This is a genomic window from Mesorhizobium sp. WSM3864, from assembly GCF_002294955.1.
In the GTDB taxonomy this organism is placed as follows: domain Bacteria; phylum Pseudomonadota; class Alphaproteobacteria; order Rhizobiales; family Rhizobiaceae; genus Mesorhizobium.
This window is the reverse complement of record NZ_NSGD01000005.1, coordinates 125,820-142,218: the sequence shown is the minus strand read 5'-3', so window position 1 is coordinate 142,218 and position 16,399 is coordinate 125,820. Positions and strand designations below refer to the sequence as shown.

12 protein-coding genes are annotated in these 16,399 nt (G+C 63.9%); 2 read left to right on the top strand and 10 right to left on the bottom strand.

What is annotated here, in order from left to right:
- Positions 1 to 196 precede the first annotated feature (196 nt).
- A complete protein-coding gene (gyrB, locus tag CK215_RS13420) occupies positions 197 to 2,668 on the top strand; it encodes a DNA topoisomerase (ATP-hydrolyzing) subunit B (protein ID WP_095776999.1) in 2,472 nt (823 codons plus the stop codon).
- 218 nt (positions 2,669 to 2,886) lie between these two features.
- Complete coding sequence (locus CK215_RS13415) at positions 2,887 to 3,804, top strand: hypothetical protein (protein WP_095831191.1); 918 nt, start codon at positions 2,887 to 2,889, stop codon at positions 3,802 to 3,804.
- A gap of 76 nt (positions 3,805 to 3,880) precedes the next feature.
- Here the strand turns inward: CK215_RS13415 and CK215_RS13410 are convergent, their stop codons facing one another.
- From CK215_RS13410 to CK215_RS13365, 10 genes are all read right to left on the bottom strand, one after another.
- On the bottom strand, positions 3,881 to 5,278 hold the full coding sequence (locus tag CK215_RS13410) for an NAD(P)(+) transhydrogenase (Re/Si-specific) subunit beta (protein ID WP_067324170.1): 1,398 nt from the start codon (positions 5,276 to 5,278) through the stop codon (positions 3,881 to 3,883).
- A gap of 1 nt (position 5,279) precedes the next feature.
- Positions 5,280 to 5,702, bottom strand: a complete 423-nt coding sequence (locus tag CK215_RS13405) for an NAD(P) transhydrogenase subunit alpha (RefSeq protein ID WP_095831190.1) — start codon at positions 5,700 to 5,702, stop codon at positions 5,280 to 5,282.
- Complete coding sequence (locus CK215_RS13400) at positions 5,702 to 6,970, bottom strand: Re/Si-specific NAD(P)(+) transhydrogenase subunit alpha (RefSeq protein WP_095831189.1); 1,269 nt, start codon at positions 6,968 to 6,970, stop codon at positions 5,702 to 5,704. Before CK215_RS13400 ends, CK215_RS13405 begins: the two co-directional genes overlap by 1 nt.
- An 86-nt stretch (positions 6,971 to 7,056) precedes the next feature.
- A complete protein-coding gene (locus CK215_RS13395; protein ID WP_067003362.1) occupies positions 7,057 to 7,281 on the bottom strand; it encodes an aa3-type cytochrome c oxidase subunit IV in 225 nt (74 codons plus the stop codon).
- A 272-nt stretch (positions 7,282 to 7,553) separates the two neighbouring features.
- The gene (locus tag CK215_RS13390) at positions 7,554 to 7,703 is read right to left on the bottom strand and encodes a DUF3096 domain-containing protein (RefSeq protein WP_067003359.1); all 150 of its coding nucleotides are present in this window, start codon (positions 7,701 to 7,703) and stop codon (positions 7,554 to 7,556) included.
- A 149-nt stretch (positions 7,704 to 7,852) separates the two neighbouring features.
- Positions 7,853 to 8,773 (bottom strand): hypothetical protein, encoded by a 921-nt coding sequence (locus tag CK215_RS13385; RefSeq protein ID WP_245418676.1) that lies wholly within the window; start codon positions 8,771 to 8,773, stop codon positions 7,853 to 7,855.
- A gap of 223 nt (positions 8,774 to 8,996) precedes the next feature.
- Positions 8,997 to 11,312 carry an EAL domain-containing protein gene (locus CK215_RS13380; protein ID WP_067003356.1) on the bottom strand — a complete coding sequence of 772 codons (2,316 nt, stop codon included), beginning with the start codon at positions 11,310 to 11,312 and terminating at the stop codon, positions 8,997 to 8,999.
- A gap of 253 nt (positions 11,313 to 11,565) precedes the next feature.
- The gene (locus CK215_RS13375; protein ID WP_280953077.1) at positions 11,566 to 15,069 is read right to left on the bottom strand and encodes an indolepyruvate ferredoxin oxidoreductase family protein; all 3,504 of its coding nucleotides are present in this window, start codon (positions 15,067 to 15,069) and stop codon (positions 11,566 to 11,568) included.
- A 175-nt stretch (positions 15,070 to 15,244) separates the two neighbouring features.
- Entirely contained in the window at positions 15,245 to 15,772 is a 528-nt protein-coding gene (locus tag CK215_RS13370; protein ID WP_067324162.1) for a hypothetical protein, read from the bottom strand.
- The gene (locus CK215_RS13365) at positions 15,765 to 16,373 is read right to left on the bottom strand and encodes a CGNR zinc finger domain-containing protein (protein WP_095831186.1); all 609 of its coding nucleotides are present in this window, start codon (positions 16,371 to 16,373) and stop codon (positions 15,765 to 15,767) included. Before CK215_RS13365 ends, CK215_RS13370 begins: the two co-directional genes overlap by 8 nt.
- Positions 16,374 to 16,399: the final 26 nt, after the last annotated feature.

The window sequence follows — 16,399 nt, the reverse complement described above, 5'->3', positions numbered from 1 at the left end:
GAGGCGTTCGCGCCGGCATAGCCCGCTTTCCCCCGGTGCATTGAGCCCGGCCTGCGAAAGGCCGCTCGCCAAGCCGGCAAAACGCCTGCAAACCTTGGAAAAACGGCCATTTGCGCCTATATCTAAGACATCAAAACGGCGCGATTCGGGACCATTTTTCCGCGCCGGATCAGCGACATCAATCAGACAGGTATTTATGAGCGATCAGACCGAAAGCGCCATTGGCGCGGAAGCCGAGTATGGCGCCGATTCCATCAAGGTTTTGAAGGGGTTGGATGCTGTCCGCAAGCGGCCGGGCATGTATATCGGCGACACCGACGACGGCTCGGGCCTGCATCACATGGTCTATGAGGTGGTGGACAACGCCATCGACGAGGCGCTGGCCGGGCATGCCGACCTCGTCTCGGTGACGCTCAACCCCGACGGCTCGGTGACCGTCATCGACAATGGCCGCGGGATTCCGACCGATATCCATCCCAGCGAGGGCGTCTCGGCGGCCGAAGTGATCATGACCCAGCTGCATGCCGGCGGCAAATTCGACCAGAACTCCTACAAGGTTTCGGGCGGCCTGCACGGCGTCGGCGTCTCGGTGGTCAACGCTCTTTCGGCATGGCTCAAGCTCAAGATCCGTCGCAACGGCGAAATCTTCGAGATGAGCTTCACGCACGGCAATGCCGACGCTCCGCTGAAGGTGACCGGCACCTACGAGCAGGACAAGCGACCGGGGACCTATGAAGGCCGCAGCGGCAGCGAGATCACCTTCTTCCCGTCGGCCGAAACCTTCACCATGGTCGAATTCGACTACAACACGCTCGAGCACCGGCTGCGCGAGCTCGCCTTCCTCAATTCCGGCGTGCGCATCGTGCTGACCGACGCGCGCCATGCCGACCTCGTGCGCCACGAATTGCATTATGACGGCGGCCTAGAGGAATTCGTGAAATATCTCGACCGGGTGAAGAAGCCGCTGATCGAGAAGCCGATCGCCATTCGCGCCGAGCGCGACGGCATCACCGTCGAGGTGGCGATGTGGTGGAACGACAGCTACCACGAGAATGTGCTGGCCTTCACCAACAACATCCCGCAGCGCGACGGCGGCACGCATTTGGCCGGATTCCGCGCCGCGCTGACCAGGCAGATCACCGGCTATGGCGAGTCCTCCGGCCAGACCAAGAAGGAAAAGGTTTCGCTGACCGGCGACGACTGCCGCGAAGGCCTGACGGCCGTTCTGTCGGTCAAGGTTCCGGATCCGAAATTCTCCTCGCAGACCAAGGACAAGCTGGTCTCCTCGGAAGTCCGGCCGGTGGTGGAAAGCCTGGTCAACGAGGCGCTGGGCACCTGGCTGGAAGAGCATCCAACCGAAGGCAAGGTGGTGGTGGAGAAGGTGATCCAGGCGGCCGCCGCGCGCGAAGCCGCGCGCAAGGCGCGCGACATAACCCGCAAGAGCACGCTCGGCGTCACCTCGCTGCCCGGCAAGCTTGCCGACTGCCAAGAGCGCGATCCCGCGAAATCGGAAATCTTCATCGTCGAGGGCGATTCGGCCGGCGGCTCGGCCAAGGGCGGGCGCTCGCGCCAGAACCAGGCGATCCTGCCGCTGCGGGGCAAGATCCTGAATGTCGAGCGGGCGCGCTTTGACCGCATGCTCAGCTCCGACATGATCGGCACGCTGATCACGGCGCTCGGCACCTCGATCGGCAAGGACGAGTTCAACGCCGACAAGCTGCGCTACCACAAGATCATCCTGATGACGGACGCCGACGTCGACGGCGCCCATATCCGCACGCTGCTGCTCACCTTCTTCTTCCGGCAGATGCCGGAGCTGATCGAGCGCGGCCATCTCTACATCGCCCAGCCGCCGCTCTACAAAGTGACACGAGGCAAGAGCTCGCAATATCTCAAGGACGAAAGCGCCTATGAGGAATATCTGATCGAGTCCGGGCTGGAAGAGGCTTCACTGACGCTCGCCTCCGGCGAGGTGCGGACCGGACAGGACCTGCGCGGGGCGGTCGACGACGCGTTGGCGGTGCGGCACCTGATCAACGGGCTGCACACGCGCTACAACCGCAGTGTCGTCGAGCAGGCGGCGATCGCCGGCGCGCTCAACGCCGACGTGCTCGCCGATCTCGGCCGCGCCACCGCCATGGCCGAACACGTCGCCAGGCGGCTCGACATGATCGCCGAGGAGACCGAGCGCGGCTGGAGCGGACGGCTGTCGACCTCCAATGACGGGTCGGGCGGCTATGTCTTCGAACGCACCGTGCGCGGCGTCAAGGACGCGGTCCAGCTCGATGCCGGGCTGATCAATTCGGCCGATGCGCGCCAGCTGGACCGCTATGCAGCGCGTCTGGCGGAAGTCTATGGCGAGCAGCCGACGCTGCGCCGCAAGGAGACTTCCGAGCTCCTTTCCGGACCGCTGGCGCTGCTCAACGCGGTGTTCGCGGCGGGCCGCAAGGGACTGACCATGCAGCGCTACAAGGGTCTTGGCGAGATGAACGCCGAACAGCTCTGGGAAACCACGCTGGATCCGAATGTGCGCTCGCTGCTTCAGGTCAAGGTGGCCGACGCGACCGACGCCGACAGCTTGTTCTCACGGCTGATGGGCGACGAGGTGGAGCCGCGGCGCGAGTTCATCCAGGACAATGCGCTGTCGGTGGCCAATCTGGATATTTGAGGACCGTGCCAATCGGCCCTCTCAGCCTGCCGTCGGTCCGCCATCCGTGGCGGATGGGGTGATCCGACCGGAACAGAAGGTCTCCTGAAACATTGTGACAGATCGATCACAACTTGTTTCAGGAGGTTTCGATGGGCCGCGGTATCTTGCTCTGGTTGCTCGGGGTTCCGATTCCGATCATCATTCTCATTATGCTTTTTGCCCGCTAGGAGGCTTCGATGCAGCCCACCCTATCGGCAACCGATGCTCCCGGTACGCTAGAATCCTCCGCCACCGCCGTCAGTTGGGGGCCGATCATCGCTGGCGCTTTCGCAGCCTCGGCTTTGACTCTCATCCTTACCTTGCTCGGCTCCGGACTCGGGCTGACGATGGTTTCGCCCTGGTCCGCGTCAAATCCTTCGGTCACCACCTTCGCGGCTACCACCGGCGCCTGGTTGATCGTCGTGCAATGGCTGTCGGCGGGCCTAGGCGGTTATCTTGCCGGGCGGTTGCGGACCAAATGGGTTGGCGTCCACACTGACGAGGTCTATTTCCGCGACACCACCCACGGCTTCCTTGCCTGGGCGCTGGCCACGTTGCTTGTCGCCGGTGTTCTCGGCTCGGTCCTGTCGGCTGCAGTTGGGACGGGCGTGCAGGCGGCATCCACTGTCGCGTCGGGCGCCGCGATGGGTGCCTCGGCAGGCGCGTCGGCAAACGCCAACGGCGCCTCGGTCGACAATGCGACATCGTATTTCGTCGACACGCTGTTCCGTCCGGCGGATGCGAGCAAGCTTGCAGCCGCCAATCCGCAGAACGACGCGGCGACCACGGCGCAAGCGTCTCGCATCCTGGTCGCAAGTGCCGCCTCCGGTGAGGTGTCGGCCGACGACAAGACCTACCTGGCGCAGCTTGTGATTGCCCGCACAGGCCTTCCGGAAGCTGACGCAAAGGCCCGTGTCGATGCGGTGCTTGCAAAGGTGGAGGAGGCTAAGACCAAGGCCAAGCAGGCGGCAGACACGGCCAGGAAGGCAACGGCCTCATTTGCCCTGATCGGCGCCTTGGCGTTGGTCATCGGCGCATTCATCGCCAGCGCTGCCGCAGCTCTCGGCGGCAAGCAGCGCGACGAAGACGAGGCGCTTTTCCTGTCCAAAGGCTAGACTGAACCATCCGGTGATTGAAAGACAAAGCCCGGCTCACGGCCGGGCTTTTCGGTCTTTGAGATGGCGAGCCGGATCAGTGATCAAAAGCCTTGACGATTTCCTCGGTCATCTTCTTGGCGTCGCCGAGCAGCATCATGGTGCCGTCCTTATAGAACAGCGTGTTGTCGATGCCGGCATAGCCCGAACCCAGCGAGCGCTTGACGAAGAGACAGGTGCGGGCCTTGTCGACGTCGAGGATCGGCATGCCGTAGATCGGGCTGCTCTTGTCATCTCGCGCGGACGGGTTGGTGACGTCGTTGGCGCCGATGACATAGGCGACATCGGCCTGCGCGAATTCGGAGTTGATATCCTCCAACTCGAACACCTCGTCATAGGGCACATTGGCCTCGGCGAGCAGCACGTTCATGTGACCGGGCATGCGGCCGGCGACCGGATGGATGGCGTATTTTACCTCGACGCCATTGGCCTTGAGCTTGTCGGCCATCTCGCGCAGCGCGTGCTGGGCCTGGGCCACCGCCATGCCATAGCCCGGCACGATGATGACCTTCTGCGCGTTCATCATCAGATAGGCGGCGTCGTCGGCCGAGCCCTGCTTGACGGTGCGCTCGATGCCGTCGTCGGCAGCCGCAGCCGTCTCGCCGCCGAAGCCGCCGAGGATGACGGAGATGAAGGAGCGGTTCATGCCCTTGCACATGATGTAGGACAGGATCGCACCGGAAGAGCCGACCAGCGCACCGGTGATGATCAGCGCTAGATTGCCGAGCGTGAAGCCGAGCGCCGCCGCCGCCCAACCGGAATAGGAATTCAGCATCGACACCACGACCGGCATGTCGGCGCCGCCGATCGGGATGATCAGAAGCACGCCGAGCACCAGCGAGGCGGCGACGATCAGCCAGAAGATGAGCTTGGATTCGGTGGTGACGAGCAGCACGATCAGCACCACGAGGGCTACGCCAAGCGCGATGTTGATCAGGTGGCGGCCGCCGATCATGATCGGCTTGCCGGACATGCGGCCGTCGAGCTTGAGGAAGGCGATGACCGAGCCAGTGAAGGTGATGGCGCCGATGGCGACGCCGAGGCTCATCTCGATGAGCGCCTGGGCATGGATGTCGCCGGCCGTGCCGATGCCAAAGCTTTCCGGCGCGTAGATGGCGGCCGCCGCCACCATGACGGCAGCGAAACCGACGAGCGAGTGGAAGGCGGCGACCAGCTGCGGCATCGAGGTCATGGCGATGCGGCGCGCCACATAGGCGCCGACGCCGCCGCCGATGGCAAGCCCCAGCACGATCAGGCCGAAGCGGCCAGCCGAGGGCAGCGCCAGTGCCAGCGTGGTGGCGATGGCAATGCCCATGCCGATCATGCCGTAGAGATTGCCCTGTCGGCTGGTGGTCGGATGCGACAGGCCGCGCAGCGCCAGGATGAACAGGATGCCGGAGACCAGATAGAGGAAGGAAGCGAGATTGACGGTCACGTCACTTTTCCTTCTTCTTGTACATGGCGAGCATGCGCTGAGTGACGAGGAAGCCGCCGAAGATGTTGACCGACACCAGCACCAGGGCGATGAAGCCGAAGCCCGCGGCAAGGCCGGAGGCCGCGATGCCGACGGCGAGCAGCGCGCCGACGACGATGACCGAGGAGATGGCGTTGGTGACGGCCATCAGCGGCGTGTGCAGCGCCGGCGTCACCGACCAGACGACATAATAGCCGACGAAGATCGCCAGCACGAAGATGGCGAAGCGGAAGACAAAGGGATCGATGGCGCCGCCCGAGAGCGCGTGCGCCGCGTTGCCGGCAACCTCGGCGCCGGCGGGCGCATTGGCGAGATCCTGCACCGCGAGGCGTACGGCAGCCGTCGCCCGATCGAGCTGGTCGAGGGCTTTCTGCAGCTGTTCCATCACGCGGTCCCTTCTGGCTTAGGCGAGGGTGACTTGGCCGCGGCCCTCCTCCTGGGCGCCGGTTTCTTGTCGGCGGCATCCGCGACCAGGACCGTGGCCGGGATCGCAGCCGGCTCGGTGCGCGGCTGCCCGGCGGCCTCGGCGAAACTGGGGTGCACGATTTGGCCGGCATCGGTCAGCATCGTCGCCTTGACCAACTCGTCATCGCGCTTGATGGCAAGGGTCTTCGTCGCCTTGTCGACCATCGTCTCGAGGAAGGCGTAGAGGTTCTTGGCGTAGAGCAGCGAAGCGGATGCAGCGACACGACCGGGCACATTGAGATGGCCGACGATCTTGACGCCGTTTTCCGTCGTCACGACCCTGCCTGGCACCGCGCCTTCGACATTGCCGCCGCGCTCGACGGCGAGGTCGACGATCACCGAACCCGGCTTCATCGAAGCGACCATGGCGGCCGACACCAGCTTCGGCGCCGGACGGCCGGGGATCAGCGCCGTGGTGATGACGATATCCTGCTTGGCGATGTGCTCTGCGGTCAGGGCCGCCTGCTTGGCCTGATATTCCTTCGACATTTCCTTGGCGTAGCCGCCGGCGGTCTCCGCCGCCTTGAACTCCTCGTCCTCGACCGCCAGGAACTTTGCGCCGAGCGACTGCACCTGCTCCTTCACCGCCGGACGCACGTCGGTGGCGGTGACGACGGCGCCGAGACGGCGCGCTGTGGCGATCGCCTGCAGACCGGCGACGCCGACGCCCATGATGAAGGTTTTTGCTGCCGGCACCGTGCCCGCCGCCGTCATCATCATCGGCAGCGCGCGATCATATTCGGCCGCCGCATCGACCACCGCCTGGTAGCCGGCAAGATTGGCCTGCGAGGAAAGCACGTCCATCACCTGCGCGCGGGTGATGCGCGGCATGAACTCCATCGAGAAGGCGGTGATGCCGGCACTGGCCATCGCGGCAAGCGCCGCATCGTTGCCGTAAGGATCCATGATGGCGATGACGGCCGCGCCCGATTTGTAGCCCTTGAGCTCGGCATCGGTCGGCCGGCGCACCTTCAGCACCACATCGGCGTTCTTGGCGTCCCCGGCAGTTCCAATCGTGCCGCCGGCGGTGGCAAATTCCTGATCGGTGATACGCGAGCCCAGGCCGGCGCCCTTCTCGACGATCACCTCGAAGCCCAGGCCCGCCAGCCTTTTCACCGTCTCGGGCGAGGCCGCGACTCTCGGCTCGTTCGCGTCAAGCTCACGAGGGATGAATACCGTCTGCCCCACCGCATGATCCTTTCGGCTGGAACCTTGCTGCGCAAGGCGTCGGCCGGGACCTCCGGCGAAACGTCGAACGCAATGGCTTGGAAAGTCTACCGCAGAATGAAATAGCCGACGGCCATGATCACGATGAACAGGATGGTCGCCGAGAAGAAGCCGCCCGCGAAGAAGCCGAAGGCCATGGCCAGCAGAATGGCAGCGCAGACGAGCGAGCCGTATTTGGCGAGCGTGAGAAATGCGTTGTAGGTGCGATCATGCTCGGCATAGTCCATCTGCGCGCCCAGTTCGACAGGACCGGTCGGCGTGTGATCAGCCATAGGAATACCCCTTCGAAAATGCCTTCGAGGCACATAGCGAAAAGCCCGAGCAAGAGCAATGGCGCTATTGCCGCACGGCCGGCGACAACAGCCTCAAACGAAAGTTGAAATGGGCGGAAGCTAAAATTGCGATGGGAGGCCCTCGCCGTGGCGAGGGGCGTCGTAGGCCTTTAAAGCGCGTCGCGCTGAATCGGATTCAGGCGAGACGCTTCAAAGCTCTTTTTGATGGGTGCCGTTGCCCAGAACCGCTGCACGGTTCCGGGCGAGATGCATTAGGCGGCGAGGTGCGGAAACAGGCCGAGCAGGCCGACCACGATCAGATAGAGCGCGACGATGTAATTGAGCAGGCGCGGCATCACCAGGATCAATATGCCGGCGATCAGCGAGATCAGGGGCGTGAGCGCAAGCGAGTGGATGGTCATAATAATCGTACTCCTTCCCGTGAAAAACCCGATTTGAGCCGGCGACAAGCCTGGGGGGCAAGAATGCGGCGCCGCCGATGATCAGTGACGCCGGTACTCGTAACGCGGGAGCGGCGGGGAAGGTTCACGAGGCACGGAAGGACGCCCGTTCAGGCGGCATCGCGATAGTATTTGGCCGTCGGTACGATCGACAGCGGGGTGAGCCGGTTGATGGCCGGATTGGCGAACATCATCCGCTGCTCCACCGGCGTCGACTTGAAGAAAGGGAAGCGGTCGAGCGTCTGGCGCAAGTTTTCACCACAGGGGATCTCGAACAAGGCGATCGGCGCAAGGACACCCGGAAACACCTTGCCTTCTGTCCGCTGCACGGCATGGAAGATGCGGGCGTAGTAAGCGGAATGTTCGACCTTGACCGGCGTCAGCACGGCCGTCTGGCCAAAATAGCTGGAAGCCACCATGCCGAGCCTCAGCGTCAGGAAAGGCAGGACTCCGGGCGCGGGCGCGCTATCCGCGTCGGTTGCGAACCGGGTTCCGTCTATGAAGGTTTCTCCGCGGGCAAGCCGCTCGGCCAAGATTTCCGGATAGGCGTCGACAGAGGGCGAATAGGGGTGCTCGCGGGAAATGTAATGGAGCCGCAGCGTGCTGACCAAGTGGCCATCGAAATAGACGCCGAACCGGTAGGAATTCGGCAGGTTGTCCCAGCGATCCTCGAACATCCCGCTGGCGATCGGGCCGCACATGCCTGAGCGCAGGTAGGACTGATAGCGAAGACGGTAGATCGCCTCCAGATCTTCGCCCCCCGTGATCAGACGATAATCGACATGCTCCAGCAATTGCATGATCGAACGATTCAGCGCCGAGCCAGCATTTGCGCCGGCGCCAGACTGCGCATCGTTTCTTGCAGCATCCATTCTCAAGTCCTCGTATCCGCCTGTAAACAGGCTATTCGAGTCAAAATGAGACACAAGCCGAAAATTCGATACTGCTGGTTTACCTTCCGTTAACCTTAACAATGCGCCGGAAAGGGTTGCATGGAAAAGTCGACCTGGCGCCCGGACCTTGGCTTGCATCCGATATCAAAGAGTACACAGCTGCCAGAACTGATAGGACTGGGCCGCCGCAGCTGACAGCAATATAGGACATCTGGCCAAAATACTCGGCTGTATTGAATTGCTTAGAGAAAACAATTGCGAGCTGTTGAACCTGAAAACTCGGGTGAAAACCTTCCGATTTGGCGAAAATGGCTGCGTAGCCAAAGCAACGCGCATTCTCAATCCTGCTTGATGAAATTCCCTACCTGGCCGACCGTCTGGGGGCGAGGCGCAGGTCCGCGGCGAACGGCCAGGTGACGTTCGACATCGTCTCGATGCCGGACGCGCTGAGCGCGGCGCCGAACAGGAAGCCTTGCACGAGGTCCGGCTTGACCGAACGCACCAATATCTTCAGCTGCTCGAAAGTCTCCACCCCTTCGATCGTGACGACCAGGCCCAGCGTCCGGGTCAAGCCGACGATACCCTTCAGAAGATCGAGCGACTGGGGGCTCTGGGTCACGTCGATGAGGAAGGAGCGGTCAATCTTGATCTTGTCGAGCGGCAGCTTGTGCAGGTAGCTGAGGCTGGAATAGCCGGTGCCGAAGTCGTCGAGCGCGATGCGGACGCCCAGCGCTTTCAGCTCTTCGATCAGCTCGCGGGTCAGCGATTTGTCGTCGAGCAGGGCAGTCTCCGTCACCTCGATCTCGAGCCGGTGCGGCGCAAGGCCCGACGCCGCCAGGGCATCACGCACCTTCTGCACGACGTCGCGGTTGCGGAAGTCCTTGGCCGACAGGTTGATCGAAACGCTGGTCTGGGCCGGCCATTTGGCGCATTCGGCGCAGGCCGCCTGCAGCACGAAAGAGCTGATCTCGGAGATGATGCCCATCTCCTCGGCCAGCGGAATGAAGACGCCCGGCGAAATCGGGCCGAGATCGGGATGATCCCAGCGGCAGAGCGCCTCGCAGCTGGCGATGCGCATGGTGCTCATCGACACGATCGGCTGGTAGACGACGCGCAACTCCTTGGCTTGCACGGCGCTGCGCAGATCGGCCTTCATCAGCTGGCGATTGCGGAAGGCGGCGTCCATCGATGCCTCGAACAGCCGCCAGCTGTTCTTGCCGAGCTCCTTGGCTTTGTAGAGCGCGAGGTCCGCCTTGACGATCATGCCGTCAACGTCGGTGTCCTTGACCACGGACAACACCGCGCCGCCGCTGGTCTGGATGCGCAGGCCGTGACCGGCGACGTCGACTTCGCCCTGCAGGCCGGCGAAGATCTCGTCGAGCAGGCTGCTGAGATGGCTCTCATCCTCGATGCGGTCGAAATAGATCATGAATTCGTCGCCGCCGAAGCGGCTGACATTGATGCCCGGCCCGGCGACCGCTGCCAGCCGCTCGGCTACGGCGTAGATCAAACCGTCGCCGACCGGGTGGCCGAGCGTGTCGTTGACGCTCTTGAAATCATCAAGGTCGAGCACCGCCAGGCCGCAGAGCCGGTCGCGGTCGCCGGACGCCATGGCTTCGCCGACCAGCTCGTGGAAGTAGGCACGGTTCGGCAGGCCGGTGAGGTTGTCGTAGCGCGCCATGAATCGGATCTTTTCCTCCGCCTCGACGCGCGCCGTGACGTCCTCGAAGGTGATGACGCCGAGTTCCTGGCTGCCTTCGCGCGCGGAGAACTCGTAGTGCTGGCCATTGGCGAGCGACACGAGCACCTTGCGGTCCCGGCCCTCGCGCAAGGCGCGCGTCAGCTGCGCCTCGATGTAGCGGCAATCCTTCGGTGCCAGCATGCCGCCGGCGACGCCGCGCATCAGAAGGCCGTGGATCGAGCGCCCCAGCAGCGCGTCGGCCGATTTCAGCGACATCAGATGGGCGGCCTCGGCATTGGCGACGGCGACGCGCCCGTCGGGGCCGAGCATGACCAGGCCGTGCGACATCGTGTTGAGCGCGCGGTCGAACCTGCGCGTCAGGTTTCTCGCCTGCTTGTGGCCGATGACCGCCGAGAACAGCACGTTGCGGACATGATCGGCGCCGGTGATGGTGATGAACGTCATCGGGATGATCATCAGGCCGAGGACGACGGAGGGCGCATCCATGCGCAGCAGGAGCGCGAGAGCCGCCGGACCGATGAAGGTCACGGAAAAGATCCGCACCATGCGGGGCGACCCATAGTTGCGGGCGACAACGGTGACCAGGGTCGCCAGCGTCAGCGACATTGCCGCCAGCTCGGCGAACGGTTCGGGATATATGTAGATCGACACGAAACACAGCGCGCCCAATCCGAGACCCTGAAGGCAGCCCTTCAGGATGTAGCTGCGCTCCAACCGCTGCGCGTGTTCGACATCGGCAATCGCGCCGCCTGTCCTCAGGAAGCCGCGAATGCCGAAGTAACGGATAAGGCTGACGGAAAGCAGGGCAAAAGAAAACGCCAGGAACAGGGGATTGTGGGTGCGCAGATAGATCATGAATCCGAGGATCCAGTAGCACGCGCCACCGATCAACAACATGTGCGCGTTGTCGAACAACGACCGCACAAATTGGATATAAACATCCGCGGGGATGCTTTCGGTCTTTGTTTTGCCCATAGGGTCGGCCCAACGCTAAGCCTTGTCATGACACAACCGCCTTAAGAAAGGCTTAGAACAGAACCGTCTTGAGCAGCGGCTTCGGTCTGCCCGCCAAGTCGCAAAGGACCTAACGCATGTCACCCACAAGTGCGCAGCGGTTTTTGGGAGCACGACCTGCATCGAACAAAGGCCTAAAGCGCCTCGCCTGGATCCATTTCGACGCGAGGCACTTTAGGCGACCGACGAAAACTTCGGGATTGGTCTGGCGCAATCACTCGGCAGCGCTGAGAACGGGCACCGGAGCGGCCTCGGTCAGCCGCTGCAGCAGCCTGGAGCGCTCTTCGGACGCCTTTGCGGTGCTGGCCTGCCGGACATGGCCATAGCCGCGGATGAGCGCCGGAACGGAGGCCAGAGCGGCGGCGGCCTCGACCTTGCCCGGCGCAAGTGCTCCGGCGATCAGATCGAGATCGGCCTCGTATTGCCCAAGCAGTTGCCGCTCGGCGCGCCGTTCGGCGGTATGGCCGAACAGGTCGAACGCGGTGCCGCGCAGGCCTCTCATGGCAGCAAGCAGGCGAAATGCCTTCATCATCCACGGGCCGAAACTCGATTTCCTCGGCTTGCCGTCATTGCTGCGCCGCCCGAGGATCGGCGGCGCGAGGTGAAATTCCAGCTTTTCGTAGCTTTGGAACTGCCTTGCGAGATCGGCGGCGAAGCTGCCGTCGGTGTAAAGCCGGGCCACCTCATACTCGTCCTTGATCGCCATCAGCTTGAACAGGTTTTTCGCGGCCGCCTCGGTGACGGCCGTTGAGCCGGGAACCGCTCTCGCCTCGGCTGCGCGCAGGGCCGCGATCCTGTTGGAATAGCGCTTGCCATAGGCGGCGTTCTGGTAGGCGGTGAGGAAAGCCACCCGCCGGGCGACAATGTCGTCGAGCGTTTCGGGTGCCGACGCCGGCTTGCCGGTACGACCGACCAGGCCGCGCACGAAATCCGGCTGGTGCGCGGCGCGACGGCCCCAGCGGAAGGCGGCGATGTTCATCACCACCGCTTCGCCGTTCAATTCTATCGCTTTTTCAACGGCTTCGGCCGAGAGCGGCAGCCCGCCATGCTGGAAGGCGAAGCCGAGCATGAACATGTTGGCGCCGAGCGAATTGCCGAACAGCGCGGTCGCCGTGCGGGTGGCATCGAAGAAGTGGGTCTTGTCGTCGCCGGCGGCGGCACGGATCGCCTTCTTCAGCCGCTCGACCGGCAGCGAAAAATCCGCGGAACGGGTGAATTCGCCGGGCATGATCTCGGCGGTGTTGGCGAGGAACATGGTATGGCCCTCGCGCACCGCGGCGAGCACCTTTTTGGCTCCGGAGACGACGAGGTCGCAGCCAAGCACAAGATCGGCCTTGCCAGCGGAAACGCGGATGGCGTGGATGTCCTCGGGCGTCGGGGCGATGCGGACATGGGTGAAGACCGAGCCGCCCTTCTGGGCAAGGCCCGCCATGTCGATCATGCCGCAGCCCTTGCCCTCGATATGGGCAGCCATGCCCAGCACCGCGCCGATGGTGACGACGCCGGTGCCGCCGACACCGTCGATGATCGCCGCCCAGCCCTGAGATCCGAGTGGAAATTCGGCGGGTGACGGCACGCCTTCGAGCGGATCGCTCTTGCCGGCAATCCCCTCGGCCTTCCTGATCTTGCCGCCATGCACCGTCACGAAAGAGGGGCAGAAGCCGTTGAGGCAGGAAAAATCCTTGTTGCAGCTCGACTGGTCGATCCGGCGCTTGCGACCGAATTCGGTCTCGACCGGCTGGATCGAGACGCAGTTCGACTGCACGCCGCAATCGCCGCAGCCTTCGCAGACCAGTTCGTTGATGAAGACGCGCTTGTCGGGATCGGGGAAGGTGCCGCGCTTGCGGCGCCGGCGCTTTTCCGCGGCGCAGGTCTGGTCATAGAGAAGCACCGACACGCCCTTGACCTCGCGCAGCTCGCGCTGGACGAGGTCGAGGTCGTCGCGGTGATGGATCGTGGCGCCGGGCGGGAAATCGGCCTTGCCGGCATATTTAGCCGGCTCGTCGGTGACGACGGCGATGCGCTCGACGCCCTCCGCGCGCACCTGTCTGGCGATCATATCGACGGTGAGGCCACCTTCGTGCGGCTGGCCGCCGGTCATGGCGACTGCGTCATTGTAGAGGATCTTGTAGGTGATGTTGGCGCCTGAGGAGAGCGCAAAGCGGATCGCCAGCGCGCCGGAGTGGTTGTAGGTGCCGTCGCCGAGATTCTGGAAGATATGGCCGCGCTTGGAGAACGGCGCCTGGCCGACCCATTGCGCGCCCTCGCCGCCCATGGCGGTGAAGCCGACCGTGTTCCGGTCCATCCACAGCGCCATGAAGTGGCAGCCGATGCCGGCGGCGGCAAGCGAGCCCTCCGGCACCTTGGTCGAGGAATTGTGCGGGCAGCCCGAGCAGAAAAACGGCGTGCGCGAACCGATGTCGACGGTATCGGCGAGCATCGCCTGGAACTGGCGCAGCTTCGCCACGCGCGCCGCGATCTCCTCCAAGGGGCCGATGGTACGCAAGATACGCTCGCCGAGCGCGATCGCGATCTCGTTCGGGTCGAGCGCGCCCTTGGCCGGAAACAGCCAGTCCCCGCGCTCGTCCTTCTTGCCGACGATGGCAGGCTGAATAGCGGAACCGTAGAGGTTCTCGCGCAACTGGACCTCGATCAACGAGCGCTTCTCCTCGACGACGACGATGGTGTCGAGGCCGCGGGCGAAGTCGGCGATATGCTGATAATCGAGCGGCCAGGGGCAGCCGACCTTGAACAGGCGGATGCCTATGCGATTGGCCGCATTTTCGTCGATCCCGATATCCTCCAGCGCCTGGCGGACGTCGAGATAGCTCTTGCCTATGGTGATGATGCCGAGCTTCGGGTTGCTGCCGCCCGAATAGACGGTCCGATTGAGCCCGTTGGCCTGGATGAAGGCGGAAGCGGCGGCGCGCTTGTGCTCATGCAGGCGCTCCTCCTGGCCGAGCATGTCGATCTCGTGGCGGATGTTCAAACCGCCGGGCGGCATGTCGAAATCAGGAATGACGATGTTCAGCCGCGCGATCGAGGCGTCGACCGAAGCGGTCGATTCGATGTTGTCCTTGACGCATTTGATCGCCGCCCAGGTGCCGGCGAAACGCGACATGGCGAAGCCCAAGAGACCGTAGTCTATGATCTCCTGGACGCCGGCGGGGTTGAGGATCGGCACCATGGTGTCGACGAACAGGAATTCGGTCGCGTGCGCGTTGGTCGAGGATTCGGCCATATGGTCGTCGCCCATCAGGGCGAGAACGCCGCCATTTTTCGACGAGCCGGCGAGATTGGCGTGGCGGAAAACGTCGCCGGAGCGGTCGACGCCCGGCCCCTTGCCGTACCAGACGGCAAAGACGCCGTCATGGATGCCTTCGCCGAGCAACTCGGTCTGCTGCGAGCCCCAGCACGCGGTGGCGGCGAGCTCTTCGTTGAGGCCCGGCTGAAAGACGATGTCGGCCTGCGCAAGCTGCCGCTTCGCCTTCCACAGCTGCATGTCGAGGCCGCCCAGCGGCGAGCCGCGATAGCCGGAGACGAAGCCTGCGGTGTTGAGGCCGGCGCGGCGGTCGCGCTCGCGCTGCATCAAAAGCATGCGCACGACGGCTTGCGCCCCGGACAGGAAAACGCGCTCCTTGCCAAGGTCGAACTTGTCGTCGAGCGCGACGTCATGCAGCGTCATCAGGCATGTCCTCTGCGGAGGCGCGCCGTGGATCGGCGGCCAACGTCGGAGTGAGAGGCCGCAGTCTTTCTTCCCTTGCGGGACAGGTCAAACGAAATCGCAGCGACCAGAGCGCACGCAACAAACGGTCCCGCTGGAAGCGGTCGCCGCATTCAATCGCACGCTAAACGCTTTGCAGCGCACGAAAATTTTGACCGGTCAACGGGCCTCAAGCCGCCTTCGAGCAATCCGGCTTGGGCGCATCCGGCAGCTTGCCGTCGGGATGGCCGGCAAGGTCCGGGTTGAGCTCGTATTTCGGCCCGATCACCAGCGGCCGGTCCGGCAGCATGGTCTGGTCCGCCGAGGAGGTCATCGTCGTCTCGAGGCTTTGAAGCAACGTGCCGCTCGAATCCTCGATGCGGATCGTCACGGAATAGGGCTTGTCCTTGACCACGCAGGTGAGCGGCGGGCTGGTCAAGGTGATATGCGGGAGCTTCGGCCAGATCTTCTGGTTGACGATGAGCGGGTCGCCGCCGGCCGGATTCTGGAAATTCACCACCGCAATCTGTCCCTCGCCCATCGGCCGCAGCGGTCTCAGCGTGATGACATAGGTGGCGATGCCAAGCCGGTAGTTGAACTCGAACAGCTTGCCGGAAATGGCGAAGAGCTGCTCCTTGCCGGTGTCGCGGCAGGCGCCGAGCGCCGTCGCGGCGATCAGGGCCGCGCCGAGAGCGATCGAACGGAATTTTCTAAGCATTGGTGGCCTCCCTGGCCGCCGTGCGGCGGCGATAATAGCGGTTCGCTTTCTGGCGGTTGCCGCAGACGGCCATGTCGCACCAGAGGCGGCTTGAGTTGCGGCTGCGGTCCAGAAAGAGCCAGCTGCAGTTCGGACAGATCCTGAGCCTGGCAACGGTGTCGTCGCGCAGCAGCGAAAGCGCCGAGACGGCCAAAGCCGCCTCGAAAGCGATCGGCGTCGCCGGATCGCCAAAGGGCCTGCCCGGCGCGCCGATCTCGGTGCTGCTGCCGGAGAGGCCGTTGGCGCAGGCGGTCAGGAAATCCGGCAGATGGCCGGCGGCGATCGCGCCTTTCGCTATGGCATCGCGGAACAGGCGGTCCGTCGCCTCGCGGATCGACAGCACGACCGCGGCGATGCCGCCCGGCTGAGGGGCCTCCAGCCGCCGGCCGCCAAGCTCGGCGGCGCGAAAGCCGCTCGCCGCCTCGGCGAAGCGGGCGATCTCGGCGGGATCAGCGAAACGGTCGAAGGTCTTTTCCGGGTCATTGCGCAGGACGACCGTGTTCGCCGTGTCGAGCGCGAGGATGCCGCCGGTGAAGCGGTGCGGGGTCCAGGATACCGTCATGCCAGAAATCTAACCGATAAAACGTA